Origin of the sequence: Pantoea sp. CTOTU50773 (assembly GCF_032082325.1) — a bacterium.
GTDB lineage: Bacteria > Pseudomonadota > Gammaproteobacteria > Enterobacterales > Enterobacteriaceae > Pantoea > Pantoea communis.
The window spans coordinates 1-25110 of sequence record NZ_DAMDQC010000023.1 but is presented as its reverse complement, the minus strand read 5'-3'; the positions used below and the strand labels follow the sequence as shown (position 1 = coordinate 25110).

Below are 25110 nucleotides of genomic sequence, written 5' to 3'. Positions count from 1 at the left end.
AACGCGTTCCACTCAAGCCAATGTGGCTCATTACGTGAGACGTTAACGCCGATGTTTCCATCAACCCAGCGGTCATGCCACTTCAGACTCCTTTTCTGCTCTAATATCAGCGCGCCAGTTGCCGTTCACTTATTAAAAAAAAAAGAGGAAATAGTGAGTTTTATTTTCTTGCGGGGCATCCGATTCACTGGTGTGGCGTCATTATCACGCAGGATCATGGAAAACCTATCAGCGCAAAAAATTCACTTCTCCCGCGCACTAAAAATCATCACACTAGCCACCTTTACCGTTATGGAGTGATGGCATGAAAACCCGATTGCTGCTGGCGTTCGCGCTGCTCACCAGTTTGAGCGTGCCATTGCTGGCAGATGAAGATGGCGTCTCCTTCAGCCATAAAGACTGGGAACTCGCCTGCGACAATACCTTAACCTGCCGCGCTGCGGGTTACAGCGCTGAAGAGGGCGCGGGTGGTTCAGTCCTGCTCACACGTGAGGGCGGGCCCAATGCACCGACCCATGGACGCGTGGTGCTGGCCGATACTGGCGATGATGACTCCAGGCAAGTGGATGCACTGGCGCTGTGGATTGATGATCACGCGCAGGGCGAGGTCACCAAAGTCGAGAACGATGAGTGGACGCTGACCGATGCGCAAACGCTGGCGCTGATTAATGCCATCAAAGGCAGTAGCAAAGTGGAGTTTCGCGGCGGCGAAGAGCCGTTCGAGCTTTCCAGCAATGGTGCCTTTGCCACGCTGCTGAAGATGGACGATGCACAGGGTCGTCTGAGTACGCCTGGCGCGCTGGTGCGCAAGGGCAATAAGCCTGAAAACAGTGTTCCTGCGGCGGTCGCAATGCCGGTGATTCAGCAGGTCAAAGTTGAGAAAGCCGCGCCTCGTCCGTTGAGTGCGGATGAACTGGCGTTGCTCAAGCCGAAGCTGATTGCTTCGCTGACCGATGACGACAGCTGCGATAATCTGGACCCTACGGATGATCAACCTGAAGAGGGCGCTGAGCCGCTCACGTTAACGCCAGTGGATGATACGCATGTGCTGATTGCCGCGCTGTGCTGGCGCGGTGCCTATAACGAAGGCTATGGCTATTGGCTGATGGATCGTGCATTTCAGGGTAAACCGCAGCTGATCACCGATTCCGGTTCCGATTACAGCCAGGGCGTGATTTCCGAGGCGCAGAAAGGCCGCGGTATTGGCGACTGCTGGAGTACAGCGGCCTGGGTATGGGATGGCAAGGATTTCGTGCAGAGCAGTGATGCTACCACCGGCATGTGTCGTGCGATTCGCGCTGGCGGTGCATGGCAATTGCCGACCCTGGTCACTGAGGTGAAGCCCGCCTCTTAATGCGTTGTGAGATTTTGTGAAGCCGGCACAAGGGCCTAATCGCCCTACACGCCCTGAGTTGGGTTCAGTGAAGTTGCAGCATTGAAAGTAGATTGAGGAGAGGGCGCGACCTGGCGCCCTCTCACGGTGATGAGGCGTTATTTACCGCAACACTGCTTGTACTTCTTGCCGCTGCCGCACGGGCAGGGATCGTTACGGCCGGTTTTCTCGCCCGCGAAGTGTGGCAGTTGGGGTTCCGGATCGGGCTGTGCCATGCGCTGTTCCTGCCAGTATTCATGCAACTCCAGCGCCGCCGGGCGAATGGCGTCAATGCTGGCCTCAAACTCCTCTGGCGAGAACGCTTCACGCTTTGCCAATTCCGCTTCACTGCCGTGCAGCGTGATGGCGGCCATCGCCGGTTGCAGGCTTTCAGGCAGTTGATCCCAATCTTGATCTAACGCTACGCCGCGCAGATAGCCATAACACCAGTCTTCCACCACAGTGAACTCCTGACCTTCCATCTCCTGCATGCCAAACAGGGGATCAAACTGATCCGGAAAATCAGCCAGACGCTCAGCAATGTCGTTGAAGTGCTGGAAAATCAGCGCTATAAAGCGATCCATTTCACGCTCGTTGGCCCATTTGGGAATGTGTTTCTTGTCGCCCCACAGCGCCACCAGCCACTCACTCGGTTCGATATCGTTCGGGCCGGAGAGCAGAGCCGTCAGCATGCCATCCAGCTCGGAAGTATCCACCACCGACTGTTCATTGCCGTATTTCTCCAGCATATCTTCCAGCCAGTTCAGTTCTTTCTCGGTTAACGGGCCTTGGTTCATACGGCATCTCCTGTGCGGTGCGGGTAGGCAAAATTTTGACGGCGCGATTATAGCGGTAAGCGGCACGGATTTACCGCTTTTTGCATATAGATTGCTGAAGCTTTCCTAAAAATCATTCGCCATAACATATTGCGCAACAGTATTGGCTGGAATGGAACGCGAGTGGCAGCGTAAACGCAGAACTTTACTGCGTTAAGGACCAAATTGTATGGCAGAAACATTGCCGGTGCTGGATTTGGCACTGCTGGAACTCCCGGATGCTGATCAGTCGCCTTATCTCGCCGAACTGCGCACCACGGCGCGCGATGTCGGTTTTTTCTACCTGATCAATCATGGCATCAATCCACAGTTGCTGCAGAACGTGCAAAGCATCACCCAGGCGTTTTTTGCCCTGCCGGATGAGGAGAAGCAGCGTGTCTCGATGATCCACTCACCGCATTTCCGCGGCTACAACCGGGCTGGCGTGGAATATACCCGTGAGCAACGCGACCAGCGCGAGCAGTTTGATATTGGCGCGGAACGTGTGGCGTTAGCGTTACAAGCGGGCGATCCCGCCTGGAAGCGTCTGCAGGGGCCATATCTATGGCCAGAGACGCTGCCGCAACTCAGGCCAGTGATCCACGCCTGGCAGCAGGCGATGACCGGGATTGCACTGCGCCTGTTGCGTGCGTTTGCCAAATCGTTGTCGCTGCCGCCAGATGCATTTGATGCACTGTACGGCACGCATCCCAACGAGCATGTGAAACTGATTCGTTATCCCGGCCAGGCCAGCGATGCCAGCCAGCAGGGCGTCGGCGCGCACAAAGATTCAGGCTTCCTGACGTTTCTGCTACAGGATGAGCAGCCCGGCTTACAGGTTGAAGTGATGCCGGGTCACTGGGTGGATGCATTGCCGAAACCGGGCGCATTTGTGGTGAATATCGGCGAATTGCTGGAGATTGCGACCAATGGTTATCTGCGTGCCACGGTTCACCGTGTGGTATCGCCACCTGCACGCAAAGAGCGTGTTTCCATCGCCTTTTTCCTCGGTGCACAGCTGGATGCCGAAGTGCCGATTTATCAATTACCGCCGCAGCTGGCGGCAGAAGCGCACGGGCCGACCAGCGATCCCGCCAATCCCTTGCTGCGTGAAGTGGGCTGGAACTATCTCAAAGGGCGTTTGCGATCGCATCGCGACGTGGCAGCGCGTTACTACGCCGACGCCCAGAACACGGTTCAATCATAATAAAAGTAAGGAAAGCACATGACTAAAAAGGTGATAGCAACCCTGGTACTGCTCTCGGTATTCAGCACTTATGCTTCGGCAGCTGCCTTGCGTGTGGCGGCCGATCCGGTGCCGCACAGCGAAATCCTCAACCACATCAAACAAACCGATAAAAAGCTCGATCTGAAGGTGATTGAGCTCAACGGAAATCTTAACGCCAATGAACTGTTAGCGCGCGGCGATGTGGATGCAAACTACTTCCAGCATGTGCCTTATTTGCGCGATCAAGAAAAAGCGTTGGGGGAGAAATTTGCAGTGGTGGCGACGGTGCATATTGAGCCGTTGGGTATTTACTCGCATAAAGTGAAATCCCTGAAAGATCTGCCTGATGGCGCGCAGGTCGCGGTGCCCAATAATGTCACGAACCTCAGCCGTGCGCTGTATCTGCTGCAGGATAGCGGTCTGATTAAGCTCAAGGGCAGCAACGCCAGTTCACTGGTGACGACGGCAGACATCAGTGACAATCCGCATCACCTCAAGATCATTGAAATCGAAGCGCCACAGCTGCCGCGTGCACTGGATGATGCGCAACTGGCGATCATTAACGGTAACTACGCGTTGCAGGCGGGGTTAGTGCCATCGAAAGATGCGCTGGCGCTGGAGCAGCCAAAAGATAATCCGTATGCGAACGTGCTGGTGACGACGCCAAAACTGGCCCATGATCCGCGGATTCTCGAATTAGCCAAAGATCTGGAGTCAAAGCAAACTGCTGAATTTATCAACCAGCACTATCAAGGTTCGGTGATTCCGGTCAACCCATAATCCCGCCTCGCCACCTGTTTCTGGCAGGTGGCGATTCACCTCTTCTGTGTTATATTTCGCCACAAACACCCATCGCACTTTTTGCTAAAAATAAAAAATATCTTATAAATCAATTGCTATGAAAACTTTCACCAGGAATAATCGGTGATGCGCTGCATCATTCCGCGATCGCTGCTGTTGTGCTTCAGTTTGCTATTGAACGCCTGTGGCACGCTGTCACAAACTTCTGCGCCGGTCGGCGATAAAGTCTATCTCTCCCATGCGACCTTCAATGAAAACGTCGATGACATCGTGCGGCATTACATGCAGCAAAAGCAGGTGTCGGGCATCAGCATTGCAATTATCCATCAGCGCCAGCCTGCGCAGTTTTATAGTTTTGGCGTCACTGATGCGGTACACCGTTATCCGATCACACCCGATACGTTGTTTGCGCTTGGATCGCTCAGCAAAGGCATAACGGCGGAGGTGATCATTGAGCTGGTGGATCGCGGTGAGCTGCGCTGGAAGGATACGCTTGCTACGCTGCTGCCGCCGGAGGTGCCGCTCAGTGAAGATGCAAAACGCATCACGCTGCTGCAACTGGTCACGCACACCTCTGGCTTGCCGCGTCAGGATATGGATTTACCGATGTTTATGAAATTTATGGCGTATCTGCGCAGCGGTGAGAATTTTTACGGCAACCTCGATAGCGATGCAGTGCTGAGCTATCTGGCTGATTTTGACGCACCAGCAAAACCCGCGGCGCAGTACTCCAATCTGGGCTATGCGCTGCTCGGCTATATTCTGAAGCATCGTCTGCATCAGGGCATCGAAAGCCTGGCGCAACGCAATCTGTTCCAACCCCTGGGCATGACCAGCAGCAGCTTCAAACCACAAAGCCTGCGTGGCTATCCGATGCGTGCGCTGGGCCATGCGGGCGACCAGCCAAAGCTGATTCCGCGTGGTGAGTTGACGCCGGATTGGGCATTCAGCAATAACATGGTGGCCGCCGCCAGTTTGTATAGCAACGCACGTGATTTAATCCGCTATCTGGATGCGCATCTGCACAATGACGCCAGCGCACCCATCAATGCGGCTTTTGCGCAGGTCAATCACGGTTACGAGCAACATGGCAATCAGTCTCAGAATATTGCCTGGGTAACAGACACCTATGGTGATCAGAAAATCACTTACCAGGTGGGTTACATTGGCGGTTACTCCAGCTTTATCGGATTTGATAAGCAAAATGGCAATGCCATTGTGGTGCTGCAGAACGCCTTTAACTGGAGCAACTATCTGGGTATTGCTCTGTTGATGGATCTGGCACAGAAGAATCAGGCAGAGTAGCGAACATGGTTGCTTGCAATTTTACTGCGCCAAAAGTCGCTTTTGCTGAGGTATGCTGTGCAGCGAAATTTGACGCGCAAAACGCGCCGGGGGAACCTTGTGCGTGCTGCACTTGTCAGTAGATTGGACAGTTAATAATTAACCAGAGTGGAAATCACCAATGCGCAGGACACACGTCACCCTTCTTTCTGCAGGAATTTTTCTGGGCGCTTTGAGCCTGACTCCAGCCGCACTGGCTGAAGGCGAGCAAACGGATAACGTACCACCGCCACCTCAGGTGCAGCAGACCGCACCCGACGCACAAACTCAGGCTCCGGCAGTGGATGCCCCGGCCAGCAATGAACCAGCCGAATCCAGCGGTGATGTGGCACCGATTCGCCCATCGCAGAACGGGATGCAAGATGCCCCTGCCGGGCAAAATAATTACGATCTGAATACCATCATTATCGACTACAAAGAGTACAAAGTCGGTGATGTGGTACCCGATGAGTATCGTAAAAAGCAGTACACCATTGTGGAGTGGCAGCCACGCCACCTGCCAGCACCGCAGCCTGGTACACACTGGGCTTATATCAATGCCAACTACATCCTGATCACCGACGACAGCGGCAAGATTGTGATGGGTAAATCTGGCGACATCTTCTTCAAAGGTTAATCCTTTGTCGCGGCGGCTATCAGGCCGCCGCTACTTCACGTCCAGACATTGCGCGATGCGCGCGACGCCGGCAATGATTTGACTGGTACTGCTGTTGCCATACCCGAGCACCAACCCTTGTTGCTTTTCCTCTCCCAGATAAAACCCCGACAGTGCACCGGGCGCATAGCCGCTGGCCATCAGCCTCTCCACCACTTCTGCATCTTGTTGTGTATCAGCCAGGCGCAATACCAGATGCATGCCGCACTCGCCGCCCAGCAACGACGTCTGCGTCCCCAGGGTTAGCAACAGTGCTTCGCGCAAGCTGGTTTGACGCTGCCGATAGAGGCGACGCATTTTGCTCAGATGACGGCTGTAGTCCCCGCTGTGAATAAACTGGGCCAGCGCTTGCTGTTCGGGGCGATTTCCCCCGCGCAGTAACTCATGCAAGGCCGGACGTAACAGGGCCAATAGCTGGGGCGGCAGCACCATAAATCCAATGCGAAGTGCCGGAAACAGCGTTTTACTGAACGATCCCACATAAATCACCGATGATGGCTGCATCATGCCTTGCATCGCAGCGATCGGTTCGCCGCTGTAACGGAAATCACTGTCGTAGTCGTCTTCTATAATCCATGACTGATGTTGGCGCGCTGTGGCGAGAAGAGCCATACGACGAGGCGCGCTCATCACCGCGCCTGTAGGATATTGATGAGTTGGGGTGTTGTAGATCAGCCGCGGCGGGCGCTGTTGCCAGTCACGGGTTTGCGGAGCCAGGCCTTGTGCATCCACCTGAATAGGCTCAACGCGCATATCCCCAAGGCGCATGGCGGCTTTTGCTCCGCGATAGCCCGGCTCTTCCACCCAACCTATGTCGCCGCGCTGGCTTAGAAGAGACACGCACAACGTCAGCGCCTGCTGCGCGCCTTCGGTAATGACGATTTGCTCCGGTGTGCAGCGGACGCCGCGCGCCAGTGCCAGATGTTGGGCCAGTGCGGCACGCAGAGCAGGCTCGCCGAGCGGATCACCGTAGCCGAGGAGCTGCTGTGGCTGATGCTGCATCACGCGATTAAGCGTTCGTCGCCACTGGGCCAGCGGGAAGTGTGCCAGCGCGGGAACACCGGGCCGCAGCGCCATCTCCTGGCTTAGGGGGCGGTGGTTGGAGCGAAGCTGCGCCACTCTTGGCGGTAACAGAAGGTCACTGGCGCTGACGTCGTGATTAGGGGAGGATGGCGGTTGCGCGAAAGGACTGATGCGGCTGCCCTGACGATCGCTAATCAAAAAGCCTTCGGCCTGAAGCTGTGCCCAGACGCCGGTTACGGTATTGCGTGACACCTTAAGGTCGGCAGCCAGTTGACGTGTTGAGGGCAAAGGCGTTCCTGCGGAGAGTGCGCCTGTCAGAATGGCTTGTTTAATGCGTTGTAACAGCTGCTGCTGTAGCGTAAGTGCGCCCTCGGGAAGTAACGGTGCCAGTAGCAGGCTGTGCAATTCACTCTCATTCATTATGATTCTTCGTGGATCCATAAATTTCACTGAATGTGGTGCTTTTTAACATGCCAGCGAACTGGCACGCTGTGCAACAGGTATTCTCTGACAAAGGAATAGAGCGATGACGCAACACACTAACCAGTACGGACAACCGGTAGGCGCACCTTTGCCAGAGTGGCAATCGCGCAGTTGGCCCGCTTATGAGACCTTTACCGGCCACTACTGCCGACTGGAACCACTCAGTGCTGAACGCCATGGCCGCGAACTCTATGCTGCCTATGCGCAGGCCAGCGACGGGCGTGACTGGACCTATATGTTTGCTGAGCCTTTCACCGATGAGGATGCTTATCTGGCCTATGCCAGCAAGATCGAGCAGGGTCGCGATCCGATGCATTTCGCGGTGATTGACCTGCAGACTCAGCGTGCCGTCGGAACGTTGGCGCTGATGCGCATCGATACCACGCACGGTTCAATCGAAATCGGGCATGTGGCTTTTTCGCCGCTGCTCAAGCAAACCCGTATGGCAACGGAAGCGCACTATTTGTTGATGCGCTACGCACTGGAGCAATTGGGTTATCGTCGCTACGAATGGAAGTGCGATAGCTGCAACCAGCCCTCACGCCAGGCAGCATTGCGGTTAGGTTTCCAATTTGAAGGCACTTTTCGTCAGGCAATCGTGTACAAAGGCCGCAGCCGTGACACCTGCTGGTTCTCCATTATTGATGGAGAGTGGCCGCAGTTGAAACAGGCCTTTGAGCGCTGGCTGGCAGCAGACAATTTCAATGAGGATGGAACGCAGCGCGCAAAGTTGCAGGCGCAGTGTTAATAGCATGTTGACAGCCGGGCGGGATACCCGGCTCAGTTGCTTAACAGATATTTGGTGGTAAACGCGATCATTGTGGTGGCGATAGTGAACATTATGCGTCTCATCCAGACATTGTCTTGTTTTAGCTCGGTAAAACCAATCTGCATGCGTTGATCTAATTCGTTAAATTTAGCATCGTGCTGGCTGAGTTTTTCATCGATTTTCTCAAACCGCTGGTCGATCATTTCAAACTTTTCATCTATTTTTTCAAATTTTGCATCGATCTTTTCAAATCTTTCATCGATCTTTTCAAATTTCATATCGATTTTGTCGAATCTTTCATCGATCTTTTGAAATTTCACATCGATTTTGTCGAATCTTTCATCGATCTTTTCAAATTTCACATCGATTTTGTCAAACCTTGCATCGATTTTGTCAAATCGCTGATTGACCTCCGTTTCGAACTTGTCAACACGCCCTTCAAGAGAATCAATGCGCTGATTAGTCGCTCTTTGTTCTCGTACTAAGATTTCCGTTGCTTGCGACAAGTCGAATTTGGTTAAGGCATTTTCTTGCTGCATGTCAGCAAAAATATCCACCATGACTTCGGCCTGCTTGTCCGCAACGCCCGCGTCCTGCAAGGCTTTATAGGCTTTATGAGTGTTAAGCATTGTCAATATCATCCTTATTTCCTCTGGTGTCGTTCCATGAAGAAGCAAGCGTATCCAGAGGGTGATAGTTTCTCAATGTGACAATATGGATTTTGCGCGCTACCTCGGAAAAAATCAATGCTTACAATGAGTAACGTGAATGGCTAATAAAAAGGCCTGCGCACAGGCAGGCCTTGGTTTGTGAAAGAAATAGTTCGCGTTACGGCTGTGGAATTATTTTTATCTCTACCATACCGATACCCAATTTACGCGGGTCCTGGCCCGTGATGTTGCCATCGTTGGAGGGCTGGGGCTCCGGCGGTGCGATAACCAAATTGTGGCTGCCGTTGGGGTTACTGAAGTGCAGCGTGGTGGTAGAGAATTCATCACCGAGATTCAGTCTCTGCTCCTCATCACCGACGCGCACCGGGATGGGCCGATGCGCATTAGGGCCATAGGCGCGTGCGGTGATCACCAGATCAAAACGGGCGGGCAACGGATCGACATATTCGATGTTCACTTCCGGTGCCAGATTGGCATTCGACCATCTTCCCCAGCTCTCGGGCCGTGAAATCCCGGTGAAACCTTTCACGCCAGTGGGGGCGCCAGGCACGGTCAGCAGGAAGCTGTCGGCGTTATAGCGAATCGCATTATCTTCCACGCGAATCTGCTGCTCGTTAAGTTGATAAGTCGCGGCACTCACCTCGACTTTCGGGAATTGCGCTTTGCCCTTCCACTGCGGTTTATCGATGCGCGTTACCGTCGGTTTTGCGCCCATCTGGCCCATGGCGACACAGAGATCGGTAGAGAGGGCCAAATCAGGCTGCCATAAGCGGCCCATCTTGAAGCAGCGATCGACCCAGACGAATTTATCCGAGGCGGTAAAGTCCGCGAGCTGGTAGCGCAGTGGAGCAGAATATTCGCCTTCTGGCAGTGGCTCGACGCGATCCTGCCCGACGCGGAACAGAATCGGCAATTTGAAGGTTGATCCCGAGAAGCTGAAGGTGTTTTTGGGCTGATCGATGGTGAAGACATCCATCTTACTGGGGAATTTCCACAGCTGAATGATATCGGCTTTCCATGCCGTCACCTTCTGCGCCATGTCTTCAAACTGAGCCGATAAAGATGTTGAAGAGAGGCCGCTGCGGCCGAGTCCAATTGCCTTATCACCACCCAGAATATCCAGCACCGTCGCACCGTTATCCAGGGTGCTGCGTTTGCCATCCAGCACTTCCGCCTGTGGCTCGTCACCACGAATCACCATAAACAGATCGCGGCGCGGCTGCTTAATCAGATACTGATGCGCAGTGTTATTCATGGCCAGATGATCCGAACTGACCACGATGATGGTGTTTTTAAACCATGGCGACGCTTTGATACGCGCAATCAAACGCGCGACATGCTCTTGTGAGCATGCCACAGCGCTGAAGGATTGATTGGGTTTTCCATCGTAGCTGTAACTTTTACGCTGACAGCTGCGCGAGATAAAGCCGTCAGGATGATGGGTGTCCACCGTCAGGGTAAATAAGGCAAAACGCTTTTGCTGACGTGAAAGTTCTTCATACTTCTCAAACACTTCGTCCATCACCGTGTCATCGTAAAAACCCCAGTTGTTGCGGTAGCCAGGATCGGCAACCCGGCTCTTTAACTCTTCTGAACCATACATATGTGCGGGCGAAAAGCCGTGTGACAGCAGGAAGGTGTCCTTGCCCGCAAAGCGTAAATCCGCGCCCTGAATAAACCAGTTTTCATAACCGGAGTTCTTCAGGATATCGCCGAGGCAAATATTCTGTGGGTAGAAGCTGGAAAGCGAGGCCGAGGCGTTGCCATCAAAAGGCGCAAACAGGGGAATACCGCATTGCGAAGCCACCATCCCCGCGATGGTGTAATCGGTGCCTGGCAACTGTTCGGTTTCACTGAAATCGATGCTCTGGTCTTTTTCGCGACTCAGTTCCGGCGCGAGTCCGGGGAAAGCATCTTGATCAAAATAGGTGCGTTCAAGGCTCTCACCGTAGATGTACACCAGGTTAAGTTTGGGTTCGGGAATGGTTTTATTGGGCGTCTTATAATAGTTATCGAAATCAGAGTCGGCCAGACGTGAGTGCGAGGCAATAAGATCTTTCACCTGACGAAAAGCAGGTGTGGTTTGCACCGAACCTGCCGCGCAGGCGATAGCCAGTAAACTCCAGCCTAAATGATGCGGCCGTCTACGGCGGCGTAGCAGCCAGGAAAGTAGGCAAAACAGCAAAAACAGGCCAATGATTAATCCAATGGCGGGCACCACATATTTACTGACGCCGGCACCTGTCAGGCTGTTGGTCAGGGTATACAGCACCGCATCGGTGATGCCATCGCCGGTAAAATAGTTGCTGGCAAACAGCGTGGCATTGAGCACGATAAACAGCGTGAGCAGCACTAAGATCAGGATAAACCAAAATTTATTTCGCCCGGCTTTACAGGAGTAAACGGCGATTGCCGCTAAAAAGAGTACAACCGAAACCAACTCGGACAAGGTTTGATCCTCACATAAATTAGTGACGCCATCCCTGCGCCCTCGGCCCTCTTTGGGGGTTATGCGTCAATTTATATGGGCTGTCACAGTGCTGCAACATAACCACACAGAATTGTGCGGCGGGTTCCGATCCGTTTAAGGCAGGTTTATATTGACTATGGTTTGACCTGGCAGCAACGCGCGCGTCGCTGCCAGCGAGGGGCGAGGAGGGATTAGAGCTTACCAGTCAGATACTGCGCTTCGCCGTCGGCAAAGCTCCAGTCGCCTTTGCTGTTAGTGATAAAACTGATCATCAGATCGTTGCCCTGCACGCCACAATTTTCCTGCAACTCGCGCGCTAACTCTGCCATGAAGAGCGTTTTCTGTTCTTCGCTTCTTGGGCTGGTGTACACGCGCACCATCACCAGGTTATCGGTCCGCTCGAAACCCAGCCCAGTATCCTGAAACACCATTTGATAGCGTTTATTCTCATGAACAATCTGATAGCGATCCCGCGCGGGTACTTTGAACGCGGTTAATACCGCGCGGTGCGCGGCGTCCAGCAAGGTACGAATTTCTGATTCAGAACGGCCCTGAATCACATCAAAAGTCAGTAACGGCATAAATAAACCCTCGTTTTTGCTCACAAGATAAGAGTAGGATGTGGCTTTATGCTGCCGCTTGCTGCAGGAAAGAAAAAGCGCGCTGGTTGAAATGATTATTTATTATTTTGAACAATCCATATGAAAGAAATCAAAACTGATGCGCTCTGGGTGCATTTGCACTGGCTAACGGTGCTGGCTGAACTGGGCAGTTTTACTCGTGCAGCTGAACGATTAGATGTCAGCAAAGCGGCCATGAGCCAAAAGATTAAAGAGTTGGAAGAGATGGCGGGGGTGTCACTGGTGCAGCGCACCACGCGCAGCGTGCGTCTGACCTCGGCGGGCGAGAAGCTGGTGGATGAGTTGCGCGATCCTTTCGCGCGCATCGCTCAAAGCTTTTTCAGCGTACGTGATGAAGCCGGGCCAGTTCGCGGCCTGGTGCGTGTCAGCGCGCCGGTGGCATTTGCACGTCAGCAGCTGGTGCCGATTATCGGTGATTTTTTGCGAGAGTATCCGCAGGTGCGGCTGCAGTTGGATGTTACCGATCGCTTAGTGTCGTTAGGCAGTGAAGGATTTGATCTCGCCATCCGCCACAGCCAGACATTGCCCGAAACCCATGTGGCGTTGCCGCTGTGTGAGACGCGCGCGCTGTTAGTGGCCTCGCCGGCTTATCTGGCGCAAAACGGTGTGCCTCAGGTGCCAGAATCGTTGCAGCAACATAACTGCCTCTACTACCCGCGTGGTCTGGAATCGCCACAATGGCGTTTCCGCCCGGTGAGTGGCGGCAGTGAATCCGTGCAGGTGAAAATTCAGGGTAATTTTGCCACCAATAACAGCGAATCAATCCGCGATGCCGCGTTGCAAGGGCTGGGCATTGCCATGCTGCCCGATTTCAGCGCCGCGGCGGCGCTGGCAGCAGGCACGTTGCAACAGGTTCTGCCGCAGTGGCAAACCGTGGATGCTTTTGCCGATCGGCTGTGGGTGGTACGCCCGTATGCGGCACAGGTGCCACGGGCGGTGACCACCTTTATCCACTGGCTACGCGCGCGCTTTGTTGATGGGTGAAGCCAACGCCATCGCCGCATGCGGCTGCATCATCTCACCCAGCAGGCTGCTGCGGTTGTAATTGCCTAAACGCAGGTTGAAGTCGAGGTGCATCTGTTCGTTACCGCTGAGCTTAATCACCGGTGGTGGTGTCATAGGACGCTGGTTGAACAGGATGGCATGTGCAAACGCCTCGCTTTTCCAGCCGCTCAAACGCTGATAATAGTAAGCGTTGGCTTCACACTTGCGCAGATAGAGATTCACCCGACGATATTCCCGCATCGCCGCCTGTTGTGCCAGTGAACCCAACTGCTGCTGAGGTTGATCAATTTTCTGGGTCAGGAGTGAAAAGTCATCGCGCTTGTTGAGCTCGTTGAAATAATTCTGCTCACCCAGATGTTTGATGGGTGCGTATTGCTTCTGCCATTCACGAATAAACGGGTTATTCGGAGCCGCCGCCAGAAACCAGTTTTCAATCACTGGCGCCAGATAATTGACGGTGGAGTTTTCACGATAATAACCAATCACATCCATGCAGCGCTCTTGATGAGCACGATGTACCCATGAGAGATCTTCAAATAACAGCGTGCTGCAATCAATGGCAATACCGCCGTAGCGCAACAGCAGTTCCAGACGAATGACTTCGCTTTTTTGCTGTTCGCTTAATAATGTTGAGGTGAAAATAAAATCAGGTAAAACTTCTTTTACCGTTAATCGATTGAGCAAATAGATATCGTGATCAGGATTATCTTTGCGCAGCTTTTGAATATTTAACATCATGGATTTCGGTAAATATTCATTATCCCAATACATCCACACTTTTTTCGGTATTTCTGGCAGCGACTTTTCGCCAGAAAACAACACGATATTGTCCTCTTCGCGAGGATCGTACTCCGGCGCGCAGAGCGCAGTATGCTGTTTTTTCTGCAGTAATGTCTGGCTGGTAAAAGCGATTCTTTTCCAGTTCTGCCAGAGCGCGAGCGCTGGCTGGAGACGTTTTTTATTCATGGTGCACCTGATTATTGTGATTATGGTGGCAAGGATTCCCTGATGCTGGCAGCTTATGCGCTCTTATGTTTCCTCACGGCTGTGTGTAAAAAGTACTCACATCAGCTTAATAAAGCATTCTGGCCTTAGAGGCTATGACTTTTTTTTTCTTTCAGATAAAACGGAAAATGAAGGATCCGTTAAGGGTAAAATTTCCCGGAAATAATTGAATGGCCGACTGATTTTATAATTAATCATCATTAGGACTATTCCTAATAAAATAACTTGGCCTTGGCGCTGGCTGCGGCTTAGATAAAAAATCCCCGCATTCAAATGGTTTAAAGCGGCTACATTTTTCGCTGGCCTGGCAGGGATTTGCCCCTTCCTGATGCAGGTTAACTACGCTTAGACGAGGTGGTTAACACAAAGGAGGCACTATGCAGCCACACAACCGTGGATTACTGGCGGTCGATAAGCAGGGGAATCGGGTTCTGTTTCTCGATCCCGACACCTTTGCCGTGCAACAGGAGCTGAATGCGTTTCCGCCGCGTCCGCATGAGCTACTGATGTTGCCTGAGCAAGATAAAGCCTATGTGCCGATCTATGGTGATGGCATTCATGGAGACAATCCCCACCCCGGTCACAAAGTGGCGGTGATCGATCTACGCAAACGCCAGATCAGCGGTTTTATCGACTTATCTCCGTTGCAGTCGCCCCACAGTGGCCAATTGGGCCGCGATGGCAAAGTCTACCTCTGCTGTGAAAACAGTGCGGCCGTGGCAGTCATCGATCCCGTTACCGATAGGTTGGAAAAAATGATTAAGCTGCCATCGCACAATGCGCATCGTCTGACGCTCTCACCCAGCGGGCGTAAATTGTTCACAGAGAACGAAGAAGACGCCAGCATCACGGTGGTGGATCTGTGCGAGGCAGAAGGGCGCATCATTGACAACATTCTGCTGCCGGGGCCGATCTCCGGTATCGCGGCCTCGCCGAAGCATCCTTATCTGGTCGCTAGCGCGGCCGACGCGCCGTTACTGTATGTGGTCGATCGCCAAAGCCATCGTATTCGCCAGCGCATTAAACTCACGGCCCATCAACAGCCCTGCCAGGTGGTACGTTTTAGCGCCAACGGTGAGCGATTGGTAGCAATTGGCGATCAGGAGCCGCTCATCACACTGTTTGATGATTTACTCAATCCGTTGGGGGATGTTCCGGTCGGCAACAAACCGATGGATGGCTGTTTTAGTGCTGATAATCGAACGCTGTTGATTGCCAATGAAGGCGATGGATCATTAAGCGTGATTGATTTGCTGCAAATGAAAGTGATAGCGACCCCGAACGTCGGAAAAGGCTGTGAGGTGCTGAGTTACTTCCAGTTGAACTGACTGCGGGGGATCTCCTTGTGGCAACGTTCGTCAGGCACCTGATCGCGACGTTTGATTGGACGTAACAGGGTTAAATAAACGGGCGGTGGTAAATCGCGCTGCTCCAGTGGCGGCTGCTGGCATGTTTTTCCGCCTGCCAGCCGCGTTTACGCAATTCCCGGGCGATCATTTTGTTCATGATGCCGTGCCCCACCAGTAACACCGTTCCCGGTTTTGATAGCGTGACCAACTTAGCTGCCGCCTGACGCGCCCGTGCTCGGGCATGAGTCAACGATTCCACATGCCCGGCGTAACCGCATAACCATAACAGGCGCAAAAGAGCGAGCCAAACAGTCAGCGGCAGGTGCAGGCGTTCGAACGGCAGCAGCGGCATGGCCACTTCACTGAAAACCTCATCCACCTCATGCGGTTGCAGGCCGAGACGCGTGAGCGATGAACGCGCGCGGGGTAGCGGGCTGGAGGCGATCACGCGGGCCATTCGAGCGATGGCCATACTGCGCGGCGGCGGCGAGTCGCAAATGTCGGCCAGGTCATAGCCTTCACACCAGTCGGCCAGCGCTCGCGCAGTAAAGCGCCCGCTGACCGGATGGTCAGGTTTACCGTGTCGCATGAGGATGATGGTCATAGGCGCCCTGTGTGATTTTTACCCAGTGTAATGCAGGTGATAGCTGAACCGCACTGGCGAAAGGGTTTTAAGATTAATTCGCAATTGTCATTAAAGCTTAACTGATTTGTGCGAAAAAAAGCGCGATGAAGGATCAGCCACAACTCAGCTAATGATAAGCAACGCTCGTTAATTGCATTGAGGTTAATGCGCTGCTGTTGGTTTGAATGAGCTGTAATGTTATGAATTAACGCCATTTTTGCTTTCTAATCCCGAGCTATAGTGAAGATAAATTAATTATTTTCACTTTTATCACTTGATTTATCTACGCGCGTAGATAGACTGTGTCCACAGTGATAACTCACGGTGCCAGAGACAAAGTTGGCCTTGAGATGACGTGGTTACATTTGCCTTATTAATGCGATCGATGAAAAAAACATCGACGAGAACAGGCGAATGAGTGAATTCCAACACCAGGGAGTTCTTTTGACTTTCATCCAGGTTTGCCTACTGAACGTCTTCACCGGGGAGTTCCGCTTGTTGCAAGGGAACCGTCCCACGGAAGGGCGTTTGCTGTTTTCACCTATTTCAGGGAAAAGGTCATGACGGTACATCAGTCCGTTTCGCAACAAACTTCACTGAGCACCTCTTCAGCTGCTGACATGCGGCTGGAAACCTCTTCTGGCCGCAAAGATTTCTGGCGCGCCACCTTCTCTTGCTGGCTCGGCACGGCAATGGAGTATGCGGATTTCGCACTCTATGGCCTGGCAGCAGGCATCATCTTTGGCGATGTGTTTTTCCCCAATGCCACACCCGCTATGGCGCTGCTCTCCAGTTTTGCCACCTGGTCCGTCGGGTTTATTGCACGTCCAATTGGTGCGCTGCTGTTTGGCTGGATCGGTGACCGCAAAGGTCGCAAGACCGTGATGATCGCCACCATCATCCTGATGGGCGCATCGACAACCTTGATTGGTCTCATCCCTTCTTACGCCACGATCGGCGTCTGGGCACCCGCTTGTCTGGTGCTGTTGCGCTTTACCCAAGGGTTGGGCGCCGGTGCGGAACTGTCTGGTGGCACCGTGATGCTGGGCGAATATGCCCCGGTTGCGCGTCGCGGTCTGGTCTCTTCCGTGATTGCCCTCGGCTCGAATAGTGGCACGCTGATCGCTTCGCTGGTATGGCTGGCGGTGATTCAGATGGATAAACAAACCCTGCTGGATTGGGGCTGGCGTATTCCGTTCCTCAGCAGCGTGCTGATTGCCGTGGTCGCGTTGTGGCTGCGTCGCCATCTGCGTGAAACCCCGGTGTTTGAGCGCCAGCAGGCGCAACTGCAGGCAGAGCGTAGCGCCACATTGCAGCATGCCGCCGCCGAGATTGATACCCGCAGTTTCTGGCAGCGCAGCCGTGCGTTCTGGACGATGGTCGGCTTACGTATCGGCGAAAACGGTCCTTCTTATCTGGCGCAGGGCTTTATCGTCGGTTATGTCGCGAAAGTGCTAATGCTCGATAAGTCGGTGCCAACGACGGCGGTGTTTATTGCCTCGCTGCTGGGTTTCCTGATTATTCCGTTTGCCGGTTGGATGTCTGACCGCTTTGGCCGCCGTATCACCTATCGTGGTTTCTGTCTGCTGCTGATGATTTACGCCTGGCCGGCATTCAGCCTGATGGACAGCCGGGACCCGGCGATTGTGATCCCGGTGATGGTCGTAGGCATGGCGCTGGCCTCGCTCGGTATTTTTGGGGTGCAGGCCGCGTGGGGTGTGGAAATGTTTGGTGTCAAACACCGTTACACCAAGATGGCGGTGGCAAAAGAGCTGGGGTCTATCCTTTCTGGAGGGACAGCACCTTTGGTGGCTGCGGCGCTGTTATCGTTCACCGGACACTGGTGGGCGATTGCCGTGTACTTCTCGGCGATGGCGACCATCGGTTTTCTGACCACGTTGGTGGCACCGGAAACGCGTGGGCGCGATCTGAATCTACCGGAAGATGCGATCTGACGCGCAACACGCTGTAAGTGAAACAGTGCCATTGGCCGGTTATTCCGGCCAATGGCATTCATGCAGAGGCAAGAGCATTGGCGAAATCCCCAGGCGGAAATGTAACACGTAGCGATGTGGCGAAAGCCGCCGGCACCTCAGTGGCAGTGGTGAGCTACGTGATTAACAACGGACCGCGCCCGGTGGCGGAAGCCACGCGGCTGCGCGTGCTGGAAGCAATTAAACAGACGGGCTATCGACCGAATGCGGTGGCGCGAGCATTGGCATCCGGCAGCACCAAAACCTTTGGCCTGGTGGTGCCGAATATCAGCAACCCCTTCGTGGCTTCGATGGCGCATATGCTGCTGCAGGAGTCGCTGGATCACGGCCACGTGATGCTGCTGGGGGATGCCGGAGATGATCGCAAGCGTGAGCTGGAACTGATTCAGGGCTTGCTGAATCGTCAGGTGGATGGCCTGTTTTATACCAGTGTCGATCGCCACCCATACATTGATGTGATTCAGGCCAGTGGCACACCGCTGGTGATGCTGGATCGCGTTGCCCCCCGTCCTGGCGTGAGCATGTTGCGGGTCAATGAGCGCGAGGCCTCGCGTCAGGTGACTGAACATCTGCTCAGCCACGGTTATCAACAGGTTGGCATGATCAGCGGTCCGCTGGAGATGTTGAATGCCCAGGATCGTATTCAGGGCTGGCGCGATGCCATGGCAGAGAAAGGCCTGCAGGCAGATGAAGCCCTGATTTTCCCTGCCAGCTACTCGCGACAAGGCGGCTATGACGCTACAAAACGTATGATTGCCAGCGGACAGGTGCCGCGCGCGCTGTTTACCAGCAATGAGGGCCAGGCGATTGGCTGTATCCGTGCGCTCTCTGAACACGGTTTGCGCGTGCCGCAGGATGTCGCCCTGGTGTGCTTTAACGGCACCGATCAATCCGCGTTCCATGTCCCGACATTGACGACCGTACGTCAACCGCTGCGGGAAATGGCACGCAGCGCTATCGCCATGCTGAAAAATGGGGATGGCGAAGCCCAACTGGCAGAGTTCCCTCACTATCTTGAAATCGGTGAGTCCTGTGGCTGCCTGCTTACTCAAAAAAAATAAACCTATAACATTATGAAAAGACTGATTATTGATTGTGATCCGGGAAATGGAATTGCAGGGGCGAACACCGATGACGGCCTGGCGCTGGCACTGGCGTTGGCATCACCTTCGCTGTCGGTTGAACTGATCACCACCGTCACTGGCAATACGCCGAGTGCGGTAGGGGCGCAGGTTGCCAAAGATTTACTCCAGCGATTAGGGCTGAATATTCCCGTAGTGCAGGGCGCGTTGCAGGCACTCCGCGAAGACCCCGCCCCCTGGCGCGCACGCCTCGATGGCGTCAAGGATGCGAACCTCGCTGAACTGTGGCGGGGCGTGCGTAAGCCGCAGTTGCTCGCGGCAGATGGCAATGATGCCGCAGGTGTGATGGGCCAGCTGATTTGCGATAATCCCGGCGAATTTACTCTGGTGGCGATCGGTCCGCTGACTAACGTGGCGCAGGCGTTGCAGCGTTATCCACAGATGGCTGAATCCGTGGCAGAAATTGTGATTATGGGCGGTGTGTTCGCTTTAGATGATTACATCAAAGACACCAACTTTGGTCTGGATCCCGAAGCGGCGCATCAGGTGCTGCACAGCGGTGCAGCCATCACGCTGGTGCCGATGGACGCCACGACACAAACATTGATGACCCATCAGGATCTTAATCGTCTGACGACCAACGATCATCCGTTACCGCAATTTGTCCGTGAAACGTTGCGCCCGTGGATTGATTACTCGATTCGCACCCGCCATCTGCCAGGCTGCTGGATCCCCGATGCGCTGGTGATTGCCTGGCTATTGAATCAGCGCGTGGCGGATGGGGTGGATTACTTTGTCGATATTGAGTTACGCGCTGGCGCAACGCGCGGCAAGAGCTGGCGGTATCGGTCGCCACTGCGCCTGGACATTGGCGTGCCGGAGCAGACCGGGGCATTGGTGCACGTGATGCAGAACGTCAACAATCCGTTGCTGCTGGAGATGATTGAGAAGGCGTTTAATCAACTGCAGCGCTGAATGCCCATAGATGGGTGCGGCACACTGAGCCGCACCCGTCTTCCTGCCATACCGCCAGGAATTTGCCCTTTCAGATGGCACTGCTGTACGGCGGTGCAATGTTTCACTCGATGACACGCTTCCTTACACCGCGAATCACTCCCTGACAATTCCCCGCCGCAGCCCCCCTTTCTGACATGCTATATACAAATAGTTAACACAATAATAACCAGCGAAATCATTCGCCGGATAACGTTCCAATAAATTCTGGTCAATGAACCGGAAGCTAATCAGACAGGATACCCCTATGTTCAACTGGACTGCGACCCAGCGAAACGTGGCGTTTGCCAGTTTCGCCAGCTGGACGCTGGATGCGTTCGACTTCTTTATCCTGGTGTTTGTACTCAGCGATCTTGCCCAGTATTTCAACACCAGCGTCTCCGATGTTTCTGTTGCCATTATGCTCACGCTGGCGGTTCGACCAATTGGCGCGCTGATTTTTGGCCGTCTGGCTGAGAAGTATGGCCGCCGCCCGATTCTGATGCTCAATATCGTGATGTTCTCACTGTTTGAGCTGCTCTCTGCATGGTCACCGAACTTCACCGCCTTCCTCGCCTTCCGCGTGATTTACGGCGTGGCGATGGGCGGCATCTGGGGCGTGGCATCGTCACTGGCAATGGAAACCATTCCGGATCGCTCGCGTGGGCTGATGTCCGGCATCTTCCAGGCGGGCTACCCTTGTGGCTACTTGCTGGCCTCGATCATTTTTGGGCTGTTTTTCGAGTCGGTAGGCTGGCGCGGCATGTTCCTGATTGGCGCATTGCCGATTCTGCTGCTGCCATTTATCTATTTTAAAGTGCCGGAATCCCCGGTCTGGCTGGCTGCACGCGAGCGTAAAGAGAGCACGGCGCTGCTGCCGATTATTCGTCAGCACTGGAAAATCTGCATCTACATGGTGCTGCTGATGGCGTGCTTTAACTTCTTTAGCCATGGCACCCAGGATCTCTATCCGACTTTCCTGAAAGTGCAGCATCAGTTTGATCCGCACACCGTGAGCATCATCGCCATCAGCTACAACATTGCGGCGATGCTGGGCGGGATTACCTTTGGTGCGTTGTCAGAACGCATTGGCCGTAAGAAAGCGATTATCCTTGCCTCCTTCCTTGCGCTGCCGGTGTTGCCGCTGTGGGCGTTCTCCAGCGGATCCTGGATGATTGGCATCGGCGCGTTCCTGATGCAGTTTATGGTGCAGGGCGCGTGGGGCGTGGTGCCGACCTATCTTACCGAACTGGTGCCTGCGAATGCACGTGCGGTACTGCCGGGCTTTGTTTATCAGTTGGGTAATCTGATTGCCTCGGTCAATGCGACCTTGCAGTCACGCATTGCCGAGGCTCACGGCGGCAACTACGGCCTGGGGATGGCAATCGTTGCCGGTACGGTGGCGGTGCTGATTTGCGTGTTTGTCGCCTTCGGGCGAGAGACGCGGGGTATTGAAATATCCGGTGCCGTGGCGCGCGAACAGCGTTAAAGCGCCTCGCAGACGTCGACCCATTTCGCCGCAGTCAGCTCAGCCATGCGCTGCGGCGAAATGCGCACTGCACTGTGAATCGAACCTGCCGCGGGCAGCACTTCATCAAAACCGCGCAGGGTCACATCACAATAAACGGTCAGCGGATTTTCCAGTCCAAAGGGGCAGACGCCGCCTACCGGGTGTCCGGTCCAGTTCACCACCTCATCGACACTCAACATGCGGGCCTTAGCGCCGAGTGCGGCTTTCAGCTTGCGGTTGTCGAGGCGGGCATCACCGCGCGTGACGATCAGCACAATGGCATCCTTCACTTTCAACGACAGGGTTTTGGCGATTTGCCCCGGCATCACGCCATGGACGCGTGCGGCCAGTTCTACCGTGGCGGTGCTTTCCGGCATCTCGATGATGTCGATATCCGGTGCATGTTCGGCAAAGAAGTGCCGTACCGACTCCAGGCTCATTTTTTTCTCCGGTAAAAACAGAGCCTAAAAGCTGCCATAAGGGGGGAAAAGTGTAAACGGGATAAAAAGAGAATCTGTAACAGAATGCGCGCAGGTTAAACCACTTTTAACGTGCAGTTACCACAGCGTTCCACGTCCGGAATGCGATAGCGCTGGCAGCAACTGCGACGTTCCATCTCGCCATGACGCGGGATCATGGTGCGATAAAGCGGATTGTCGCTGCCATCCAGCAGCGTCTGGGTGAAGAACAATGCCTGTTCCAGCTGAGTGATGACGGGCGCGGATAACTGGCCTTTCAGTTCACCGAGGAACCAGTAAAACGAATAACCCATGTTGTTCCAGATGAGTTTGGCGTTGATATCACCGTGCTGCGTCATGCCGTTGACAGCCGGGATCAGGCATTGCTGAATCAGGCGGTCAATGCGCTGCTGTGCACTCAGGTAACGCGCCTCTTCATCTTCTTGCACATCAATCCAGAAAGCACAGGGATGGCCGTTTTTATGAAATTCCACATGAATCAGATGGGGTGCGCACTTCAATGCCCGCGGCTCCTGCAGCAACATCAGCATCAGCGGGGGCAACAGCAAGCCAAAATACCATTGTGCCCAAAGTGACTGCAGCGGTTTGGCTTCCTGTTGCACATCAGGGTGATTGCGATAGAGATAATCGCTATAGCGCTGTGTCAGGCGACGATAGTGCAGCGGAGTGGACCACTCGGCCAGCGTCAAGGTCCCTGCGGGAGCGGCCTGGCCGAGTTTGACGTTATCCAGCATGTAGCTTCGTTGCTCACGCATCAGATCTTCCAGTGCGCTCGCTAAGCTGCGGTCGCTCTGCATAAAGATCAGAGGATGGTCGCTAAAGCGATGATCCTGACGCGTAATGATGGTCATGCCGGTCCTGAGTGATAACGGGAATCGTGAGACAAATGATAATCGTTACTGTCAATGCGAACAAGATGTCATCAAGCGAAGAAGGGGGATGGCGCCACTTATCAGGATCCGATGCCGCTCCGTGATAAATGGCTTCGCTCATCTACCGGTTACATCAGGTCATTACTGACTTGCGTCAGCCTCGGCAAATCTTCCCAGGCGAGTATGGTGTTACGCCCCTGATTTTTCGCGACGTATAATGCGCGGTCAGCATTTGCCACCGCCTGGTCAAACTCATCGCCAAAAATAGGCGCGATCCCGGCACTGATGGTGACATGAGTGGAGACCTTTTCATTAAAGCGATGCGGGATTTCGAGGTCCACTACGTACTGACGAATGCGCTCCGCCAGCTTCATCGCAATCGAGGCATTAACGTTGGTCATCAGCACCAGAAACTCTTCACCGCCATACCGTGTTACCACATCGCGTGAACGCACGGCATCACGAATGGCAACCGATACCCGCGCCAGCGCCTGATCGCCCATCGCATGACCGTAGTTGTCGTTGTAGGCTTTGAAGTGGTCAATATCCAGCAGCAGTACGTAATGACTGCCCGCGTGGTTTTCCAGGATGGTGTCGAGGCGATTTTTCAGGCCACGGCGGTTATACAAACCAGTGAGCGGATCCAGCATACTCAAATCGCTAAAACTCTCTTTTTCCTCATATAGCTGGCTAACCAGTCGTCGGGTAAAAGTATCAAAGCGGCGGCGCATTAAATGATGCAGCGAGAAACCAATCAACGGCAGCGTGATCGTAAAAATGATCATCATTAAATGCTGACCATCATCTAATAACAATACGGTTAATACGGGGGGCGTAATGTGTAAACAAAATGCGATCAAATAATCACTGAGCGCAATGGCACTGACAAAAAATACGCTTAACAAGCTGATTATTAAAAAGCTGCCATCAAAATAAAAAACCTGATGATACCTGTGGTTAATGTGCCATGCCCAGAGCGCACCTAATATCATGGCAACAGGATTTAATAGCGGTAATTTCCGTTTTGGCATCATCAGACAAACGGTCAGTAATGTCAGGCTGAAAGCCGCGACGATCCCTACTGGCAGCGAGCTTACCGGGCTATCTGTGCCTAAAAAAGGTAACAGGCAAAAAAGCGAAACGGCGACATTTAAAAACAAAAAGAGCATCAGCGAAAGCCGATATTTGCTGTGTTTCAACTCATCATAAGATTGTAATTTCATTATTATTACTCTTTACAGCCCTGAAATATCAAAGCGCTACCCGTGGGAAATACTCCCGCAAATCGGATAGTGAGCACGTTATTGACGTGTTATCGAAATAGTTATCGGCGGCAATTTAGCATTTTCCAGTAAATCTGTCATCCAACGCATCCCGCGATAAAAAATTCGCTGCAAGATGAGAAATATTGTCATATGATAATACGAATATTTATCATTTGAGGGTTGCGCGATGATCATGGCGATGATGGCTGCCTGCGGCTTATGGGGCGTGAGCTGGATGATGGGTAAGCGGCTAGACAGCGGTTGGGGAGTTTTATTGCCCTGTGCGGCTTTACCGATTTTCGCGCTGTGGGAGCCGAGTTTCAGCCAGTGGCGCGTGGTGATGATTGTGGCACTGTTGCTGACGGTAGTGATGCTGTTCCATCATCGTCTGCGTCACTATCTGCTGCTGCCTTCTTGCCTGGCATTGGCCGGGGGCGCTGCGGCCGTTACGGTGAACTTCCACATTATTTGATGCCGTTTTCGAACGGCAGAAACGACAAAACACGCTTAGCGCGTGATTTTTTTGGTTTAATTCAACATTGGGAATTGACTGCCAGGAAAGTAAGACAACGTGGTGCGAAGGGAGGGACTTGAACCCTCACGTCCGTAAGAACACTAACACCTGAAGCTAGCGCGTCTACCAATTCCGCCACCATCGC

Annotated in this window: 23 protein-coding genes and 1 tRNA gene; 13 read left to right on the top strand and 11 right to left on the bottom strand. The window is 53.6% G+C overall.

Going from position 1 to position 25110, the window contains the following annotated elements; genetic code table 11:
• Nucleotides 1–304: 304 nt before the first annotated feature.
• On the top strand, nt 305–1354 hold the full coding sequence (locus RT340_RS05870; protein ID WP_097118275.1) for a DUF1176 domain-containing protein: 1050 nt from the start codon (nt 305–307) through the stop codon (nt 1352–1354).
• A 137-nt stretch (nt 1355–1491) separates the two neighbouring features.
• Here the strand turns inward: RT340_RS05870 and RT340_RS05865 are convergent, their stop codons facing one another.
• Complete coding sequence (locus RT340_RS05865) at nt 1492–2169, bottom strand: YecA family protein (RefSeq protein ID WP_097118276.1); 678 nt, start codon at nt 2167–2169, stop codon at nt 1492–1494.
• A 208-nt stretch (nt 2170–2377) separates the two neighbouring features.
• On the opposite strand from RT340_RS05865, the gene RT340_RS05860 reads away from it, so the two are divergent.
• The 4 genes from RT340_RS05860 (at nt 2378) to RT340_RS05845 (ending at nt 6176) form a co-directional block, all read left to right on the top strand.
• Complete coding sequence (locus RT340_RS05860; protein ID WP_313374738.1) at nt 2378–3394, top strand: isopenicillin N synthase family oxygenase; 1017 nt, start codon at nt 2378–2380, stop codon at nt 3392–3394.
• A gap of 18 nt (nt 3395–3412) precedes the next feature.
• Nucleotides 3413–4195, top strand: a complete 783-nt coding sequence (locus RT340_RS05855) for a MetQ/NlpA family ABC transporter substrate-binding protein (protein ID WP_211729364.1) — start codon at nt 3413–3415, stop codon at nt 4193–4195.
• 147 nt (nt 4196–4342) lie between these two features.
• Nucleotides 4343–5521, top strand: coding sequence for a serine hydrolase domain-containing protein (locus RT340_RS05850; RefSeq protein WP_211729365.1), 1179 nt, complete (start codon nt 4343–4345; stop codon nt 5519–5521).
• 160 nt (nt 5522–5681) lie between these two features.
• Nucleotides 5682–6176 (top strand): RcnB family protein, encoded by a 495-nt coding sequence (locus tag RT340_RS05845; protein WP_034826295.1) that lies wholly within the window; start codon nt 5682–5684, stop codon nt 6174–6176.
• Nucleotides 6177–6206: 30 nt separating this feature from the next.
• Here RT340_RS05845 and RT340_RS05840 read toward each other — a convergent pair whose 3' ends face one another.
• Nucleotides 6207–7658 (bottom strand): PLP-dependent aminotransferase family protein, encoded by a 1452-nt coding sequence (locus tag RT340_RS05840; protein WP_313374733.1) that lies wholly within the window; start codon nt 7656–7658, stop codon nt 6207–6209.
• 106 nt (nt 7659–7764) lie between these two features.
• Here RT340_RS05840 and RT340_RS05835 point away from each other — a divergent pair, with 106 nt between their 5' ends.
• Complete coding sequence (locus RT340_RS05835) at nt 7765–8469, top strand: GNAT family N-acetyltransferase (RefSeq protein ID WP_211729366.1); 705 nt, start codon at nt 7765–7767, stop codon at nt 8467–8469.
• A 32-nt stretch (nt 8470–8501) separates the two neighbouring features.
• On the opposite strand, the gene RT340_RS05830 is transcribed toward RT340_RS05835, so the two are convergent.
• From RT340_RS05830 to RT340_RS05820, 3 genes are all read right to left on the bottom strand, one after another.
• Nucleotides 8502–9119: a hypothetical protein gene (locus RT340_RS05830; RefSeq protein WP_313374730.1), complete on the bottom strand. Its 618-nt coding sequence runs from the start codon at nt 9117–9119 to the stop codon at nt 8502–8504.
• A 199-nt stretch (nt 9120–9318) separates the two neighbouring features.
• Nucleotides 9319–11610, bottom strand: a complete 2292-nt coding sequence (gene opgB, locus RT340_RS05825) for a phosphatidylglycerol--membrane-oligosaccharide glycerophosphotransferase (protein ID WP_211729368.1) — start codon at nt 11608–11610, stop codon at nt 9319–9321.
• A 212-nt stretch (nt 11611–11822) separates the two neighbouring features.
• Entirely contained in the window at nt 11823–12212 is a 390-nt protein-coding gene (locus RT340_RS05820; RefSeq protein ID WP_034826287.1) for a tautomerase family protein, read from the bottom strand.
• A 120-nt stretch (nt 12213–12332) separates the two neighbouring features.
• Between RT340_RS05820 and RT340_RS05815 the strand changes: the two genes are divergently transcribed.
• On the top strand, nt 12333–13256 hold the full coding sequence (locus tag RT340_RS05815; protein WP_045832974.1) for a LysR family transcriptional regulator: 924 nt from the start codon (nt 12333–12335) through the stop codon (nt 13254–13256).
• Here the strand turns inward: RT340_RS05815 and RT340_RS05810 are convergent.
• On the bottom strand, nt 13230–14243 hold the full coding sequence (locus RT340_RS05810) for a glycosyltransferase family 32 protein (RefSeq protein WP_097118283.1): 1014 nt from the start codon (nt 14241–14243) through the stop codon (nt 13230–13232). The two genes, RT340_RS05815 and RT340_RS05810, sit on opposite strands and share 27 nt — an antisense overlap.
• A gap of 416 nt (nt 14244–14659) precedes the next feature.
• Here RT340_RS05810 and RT340_RS05805 point away from each other — a divergent pair, with 416 nt between their 5' ends.
• The gene (locus RT340_RS05805) at nt 14660–15610 is read left to right on the top strand and encodes a YncE family protein (RefSeq protein WP_211729370.1); all 951 of its coding nucleotides are present in this window, start codon (nt 14660–14662) and stop codon (nt 15608–15610) included.
• A 70-nt stretch (nt 15611–15680) separates the two neighbouring features.
• Here the strand turns inward: RT340_RS05805 and RT340_RS05800 are convergent, their stop codons facing one another.
• Complete coding sequence (locus RT340_RS05800; RefSeq protein ID WP_313374723.1) at nt 15681–16235, bottom strand: histidine phosphatase family protein; 555 nt, start codon at nt 16233–16235, stop codon at nt 15681–15683.
• Nucleotides 16236–16816: 581 nt separating this feature from the next.
• On the opposite strand from RT340_RS05800, the gene RT340_RS05795 reads away from it, so the two are divergent.
• The 4 genes from RT340_RS05795 to RT340_RS05780 all read left to right on the top strand — a co-directional run bounded on the left by RT340_RS05795 (nt 16817) and on the right by RT340_RS05780 (nt 21814).
• Entirely contained in the window at nt 16817–18211 is a 1395-nt protein-coding gene (locus RT340_RS05795; protein WP_313374721.1) for an MFS transporter, read from the top strand.
• Between the two features lie 77 nt (nt 18212–18288).
• Entirely contained in the window at nt 18289–19311 is a 1023-nt protein-coding gene (locus RT340_RS05790) for a LacI family DNA-binding transcriptional regulator (protein ID WP_211729372.1), read from the top strand.
• A gap of 12 nt (nt 19312–19323) precedes the next feature.
• Nucleotides 19324–20307: a nucleoside hydrolase gene (locus tag RT340_RS05785; RefSeq protein WP_313374719.1), complete on the top strand. Its 984-nt coding sequence runs from the start codon at nt 19324–19326 to the stop codon at nt 20305–20307.
• Between the two features lie 253 nt (nt 20308–20560).
• A complete protein-coding gene (locus tag RT340_RS05780; RefSeq protein WP_182057222.1) occupies nt 20561–21814 on the top strand; it encodes an MFS transporter in 1254 nt (417 codons plus the stop codon).
• Here the strand turns inward: RT340_RS05780 and RT340_RS05775 are convergent.
• From RT340_RS05775 to RT340_RS05765, 3 genes are all read right to left on the bottom strand, one after another.
• Nucleotides 21811–22275 (bottom strand): YbaK/EbsC family protein, encoded by a 465-nt coding sequence (locus tag RT340_RS05775; RefSeq protein WP_034826269.1) that lies wholly within the window; start codon nt 22273–22275, stop codon nt 21811–21813. The two genes, RT340_RS05780 and RT340_RS05775, sit on opposite strands and share 4 nt — an antisense overlap.
• Nucleotides 22276–22370: 95 nt before the next feature.
• Nucleotides 22371–23165, bottom strand: a complete 795-nt coding sequence (gene fhuF, locus RT340_RS05770; RefSeq protein WP_211729373.1) for a siderophore-iron reductase FhuF — start codon at nt 23163–23165, stop codon at nt 22371–22373.
• A gap of 149 nt (nt 23166–23314) precedes the next feature.
• Entirely contained in the window at nt 23315–24409 is a 1095-nt protein-coding gene (locus RT340_RS05765; protein ID WP_034826268.1) for a GGDEF domain-containing protein, read from the bottom strand.
• A gap of 229 nt (nt 24410–24638) precedes the next feature.
• On the opposite strand from RT340_RS05765, the gene RT340_RS05760 reads away from it, so the two are divergent.
• Complete coding sequence (locus tag RT340_RS05760; protein WP_034826266.1) at nt 24639–24923, top strand: DUF1435 domain-containing protein; 285 nt, start codon at nt 24639–24641, stop codon at nt 24921–24923.
• A gap of 100 nt (nt 24924–25023) precedes the next feature.
• Here the strand turns inward: RT340_RS05760 and RT340_RS05755 are convergent.
• A tRNA-Leu gene (locus RT340_RS05755) sits at nt 25024–25110 on the bottom strand.

Bases quoted from the DNA above. Each gene is read 5' to 3' on its own strand.
- RT340_RS05780 (WP_182057222.1), top strand. From the start codon at position 20,561: ATGAACCGGAAGCTAATCAGACAGGATACCCCTATGTTCAACTGGACT.
- RT340_RS05810 (WP_097118283.1), bottom strand. From the start codon at position 14,243: ATGAATAAAAAACGTCTCCAGCCAGCGCTCGCGCTCTGGCAGAACTGG.
- RT340_RS05845 (WP_034826295.1), top strand. From the start codon at position 5,682: ATGCGCAGGACACACGTCACCCTTCTTTCTGCAGGAATTTTTCTGGGC.
- RT340_RS05775 (WP_034826269.1), bottom strand. From the start codon at position 22,275: ATGAGCCTGGAGTCGGTACGGCACTTCTTTGCCGAACATGCACCGGAT.
- fhuF (WP_211729373.1), bottom strand. From the start codon at position 23,165: ATGACCATCATTACGCGTCAGGATCATCGCTTTAGCGACCATCCTCTG.
- RT340_RS05840 (WP_313374733.1), bottom strand. From the start codon at position 7,658: ATGAATGAGAGTGAATTGCACAGCCTGCTACTGGCACCGTTACTTCCC.
- RT340_RS05830 (WP_313374730.1), bottom strand. From the start codon at position 9,119: ATGCTTAACACTCATAAAGCCTATAAAGCCTTGCAGGACGCGGGCGTT.
- RT340_RS05760 (WP_034826266.1), top strand. From the start codon at position 24,639: ATGATCATGGCGATGATGGCTGCCTGCGGCTTATGGGGCGTGAGCTGG.
- RT340_RS05855 (WP_211729364.1), top strand. From the start codon at position 3,413: ATGACTAAAAAGGTGATAGCAACCCTGGTACTGCTCTCGGTATTCAGC.
- RT340_RS05795 (WP_313374721.1), top strand. From the start codon at position 16,817: ATGACGGTACATCAGTCCGTTTCGCAACAAACTTCACTGAGCACCTCT.
- RT340_RS05805 (WP_211729370.1), top strand. From the start codon at position 14,660: ATGCAGCCACACAACCGTGGATTACTGGCGGTCGATAAGCAGGGGAAT.
- RT340_RS05860 (WP_313374738.1), top strand. From the start codon at position 2,378: ATGGCAGAAACATTGCCGGTGCTGGATTTGGCACTGCTGGAACTCCCG.
- RT340_RS05850 (WP_211729365.1), top strand. From the start codon at position 4,343: ATGCGCTGCATCATTCCGCGATCGCTGCTGTTGTGCTTCAGTTTGCTA.
- RT340_RS05800 (WP_313374723.1), bottom strand. From the start codon at position 16,235: ATGACCATCATCCTCATGCGACACGGTAAACCTGACCATCCGGTCAGC.
- RT340_RS05820 (WP_034826287.1), bottom strand. From the start codon at position 12,212: ATGCCGTTACTGACTTTTGATGTGATTCAGGGCCGTTCTGAATCAGAA.
- RT340_RS05835 (WP_211729366.1), top strand. From the start codon at position 7,765: ATGACGCAACACACTAACCAGTACGGACAACCGGTAGGCGCACCTTTG.
- RT340_RS05765 (WP_034826268.1), bottom strand. From the start codon at position 24,409: ATGAAATTACAATCTTATGATGAGTTGAAACACAGCAAATATCGGCTT.
- RT340_RS05785 (WP_313374719.1), top strand. From the start codon at position 19,324: ATGAAAAGACTGATTATTGATTGTGATCCGGGAAATGGAATTGCAGGG.
- RT340_RS05865 (WP_097118276.1), bottom strand. From the start codon at position 2,169: ATGAACCAAGGCCCGTTAACCGAGAAAGAACTGAACTGGCTGGAAGAT.
- RT340_RS05870 (WP_097118275.1), top strand. From the start codon at position 305: ATGAAAACCCGATTGCTGCTGGCGTTCGCGCTGCTCACCAGTTTGAGC.
- RT340_RS05815 (WP_045832974.1), top strand. From the start codon at position 12,333: ATGAAAGAAATCAAAACTGATGCGCTCTGGGTGCATTTGCACTGGCTA.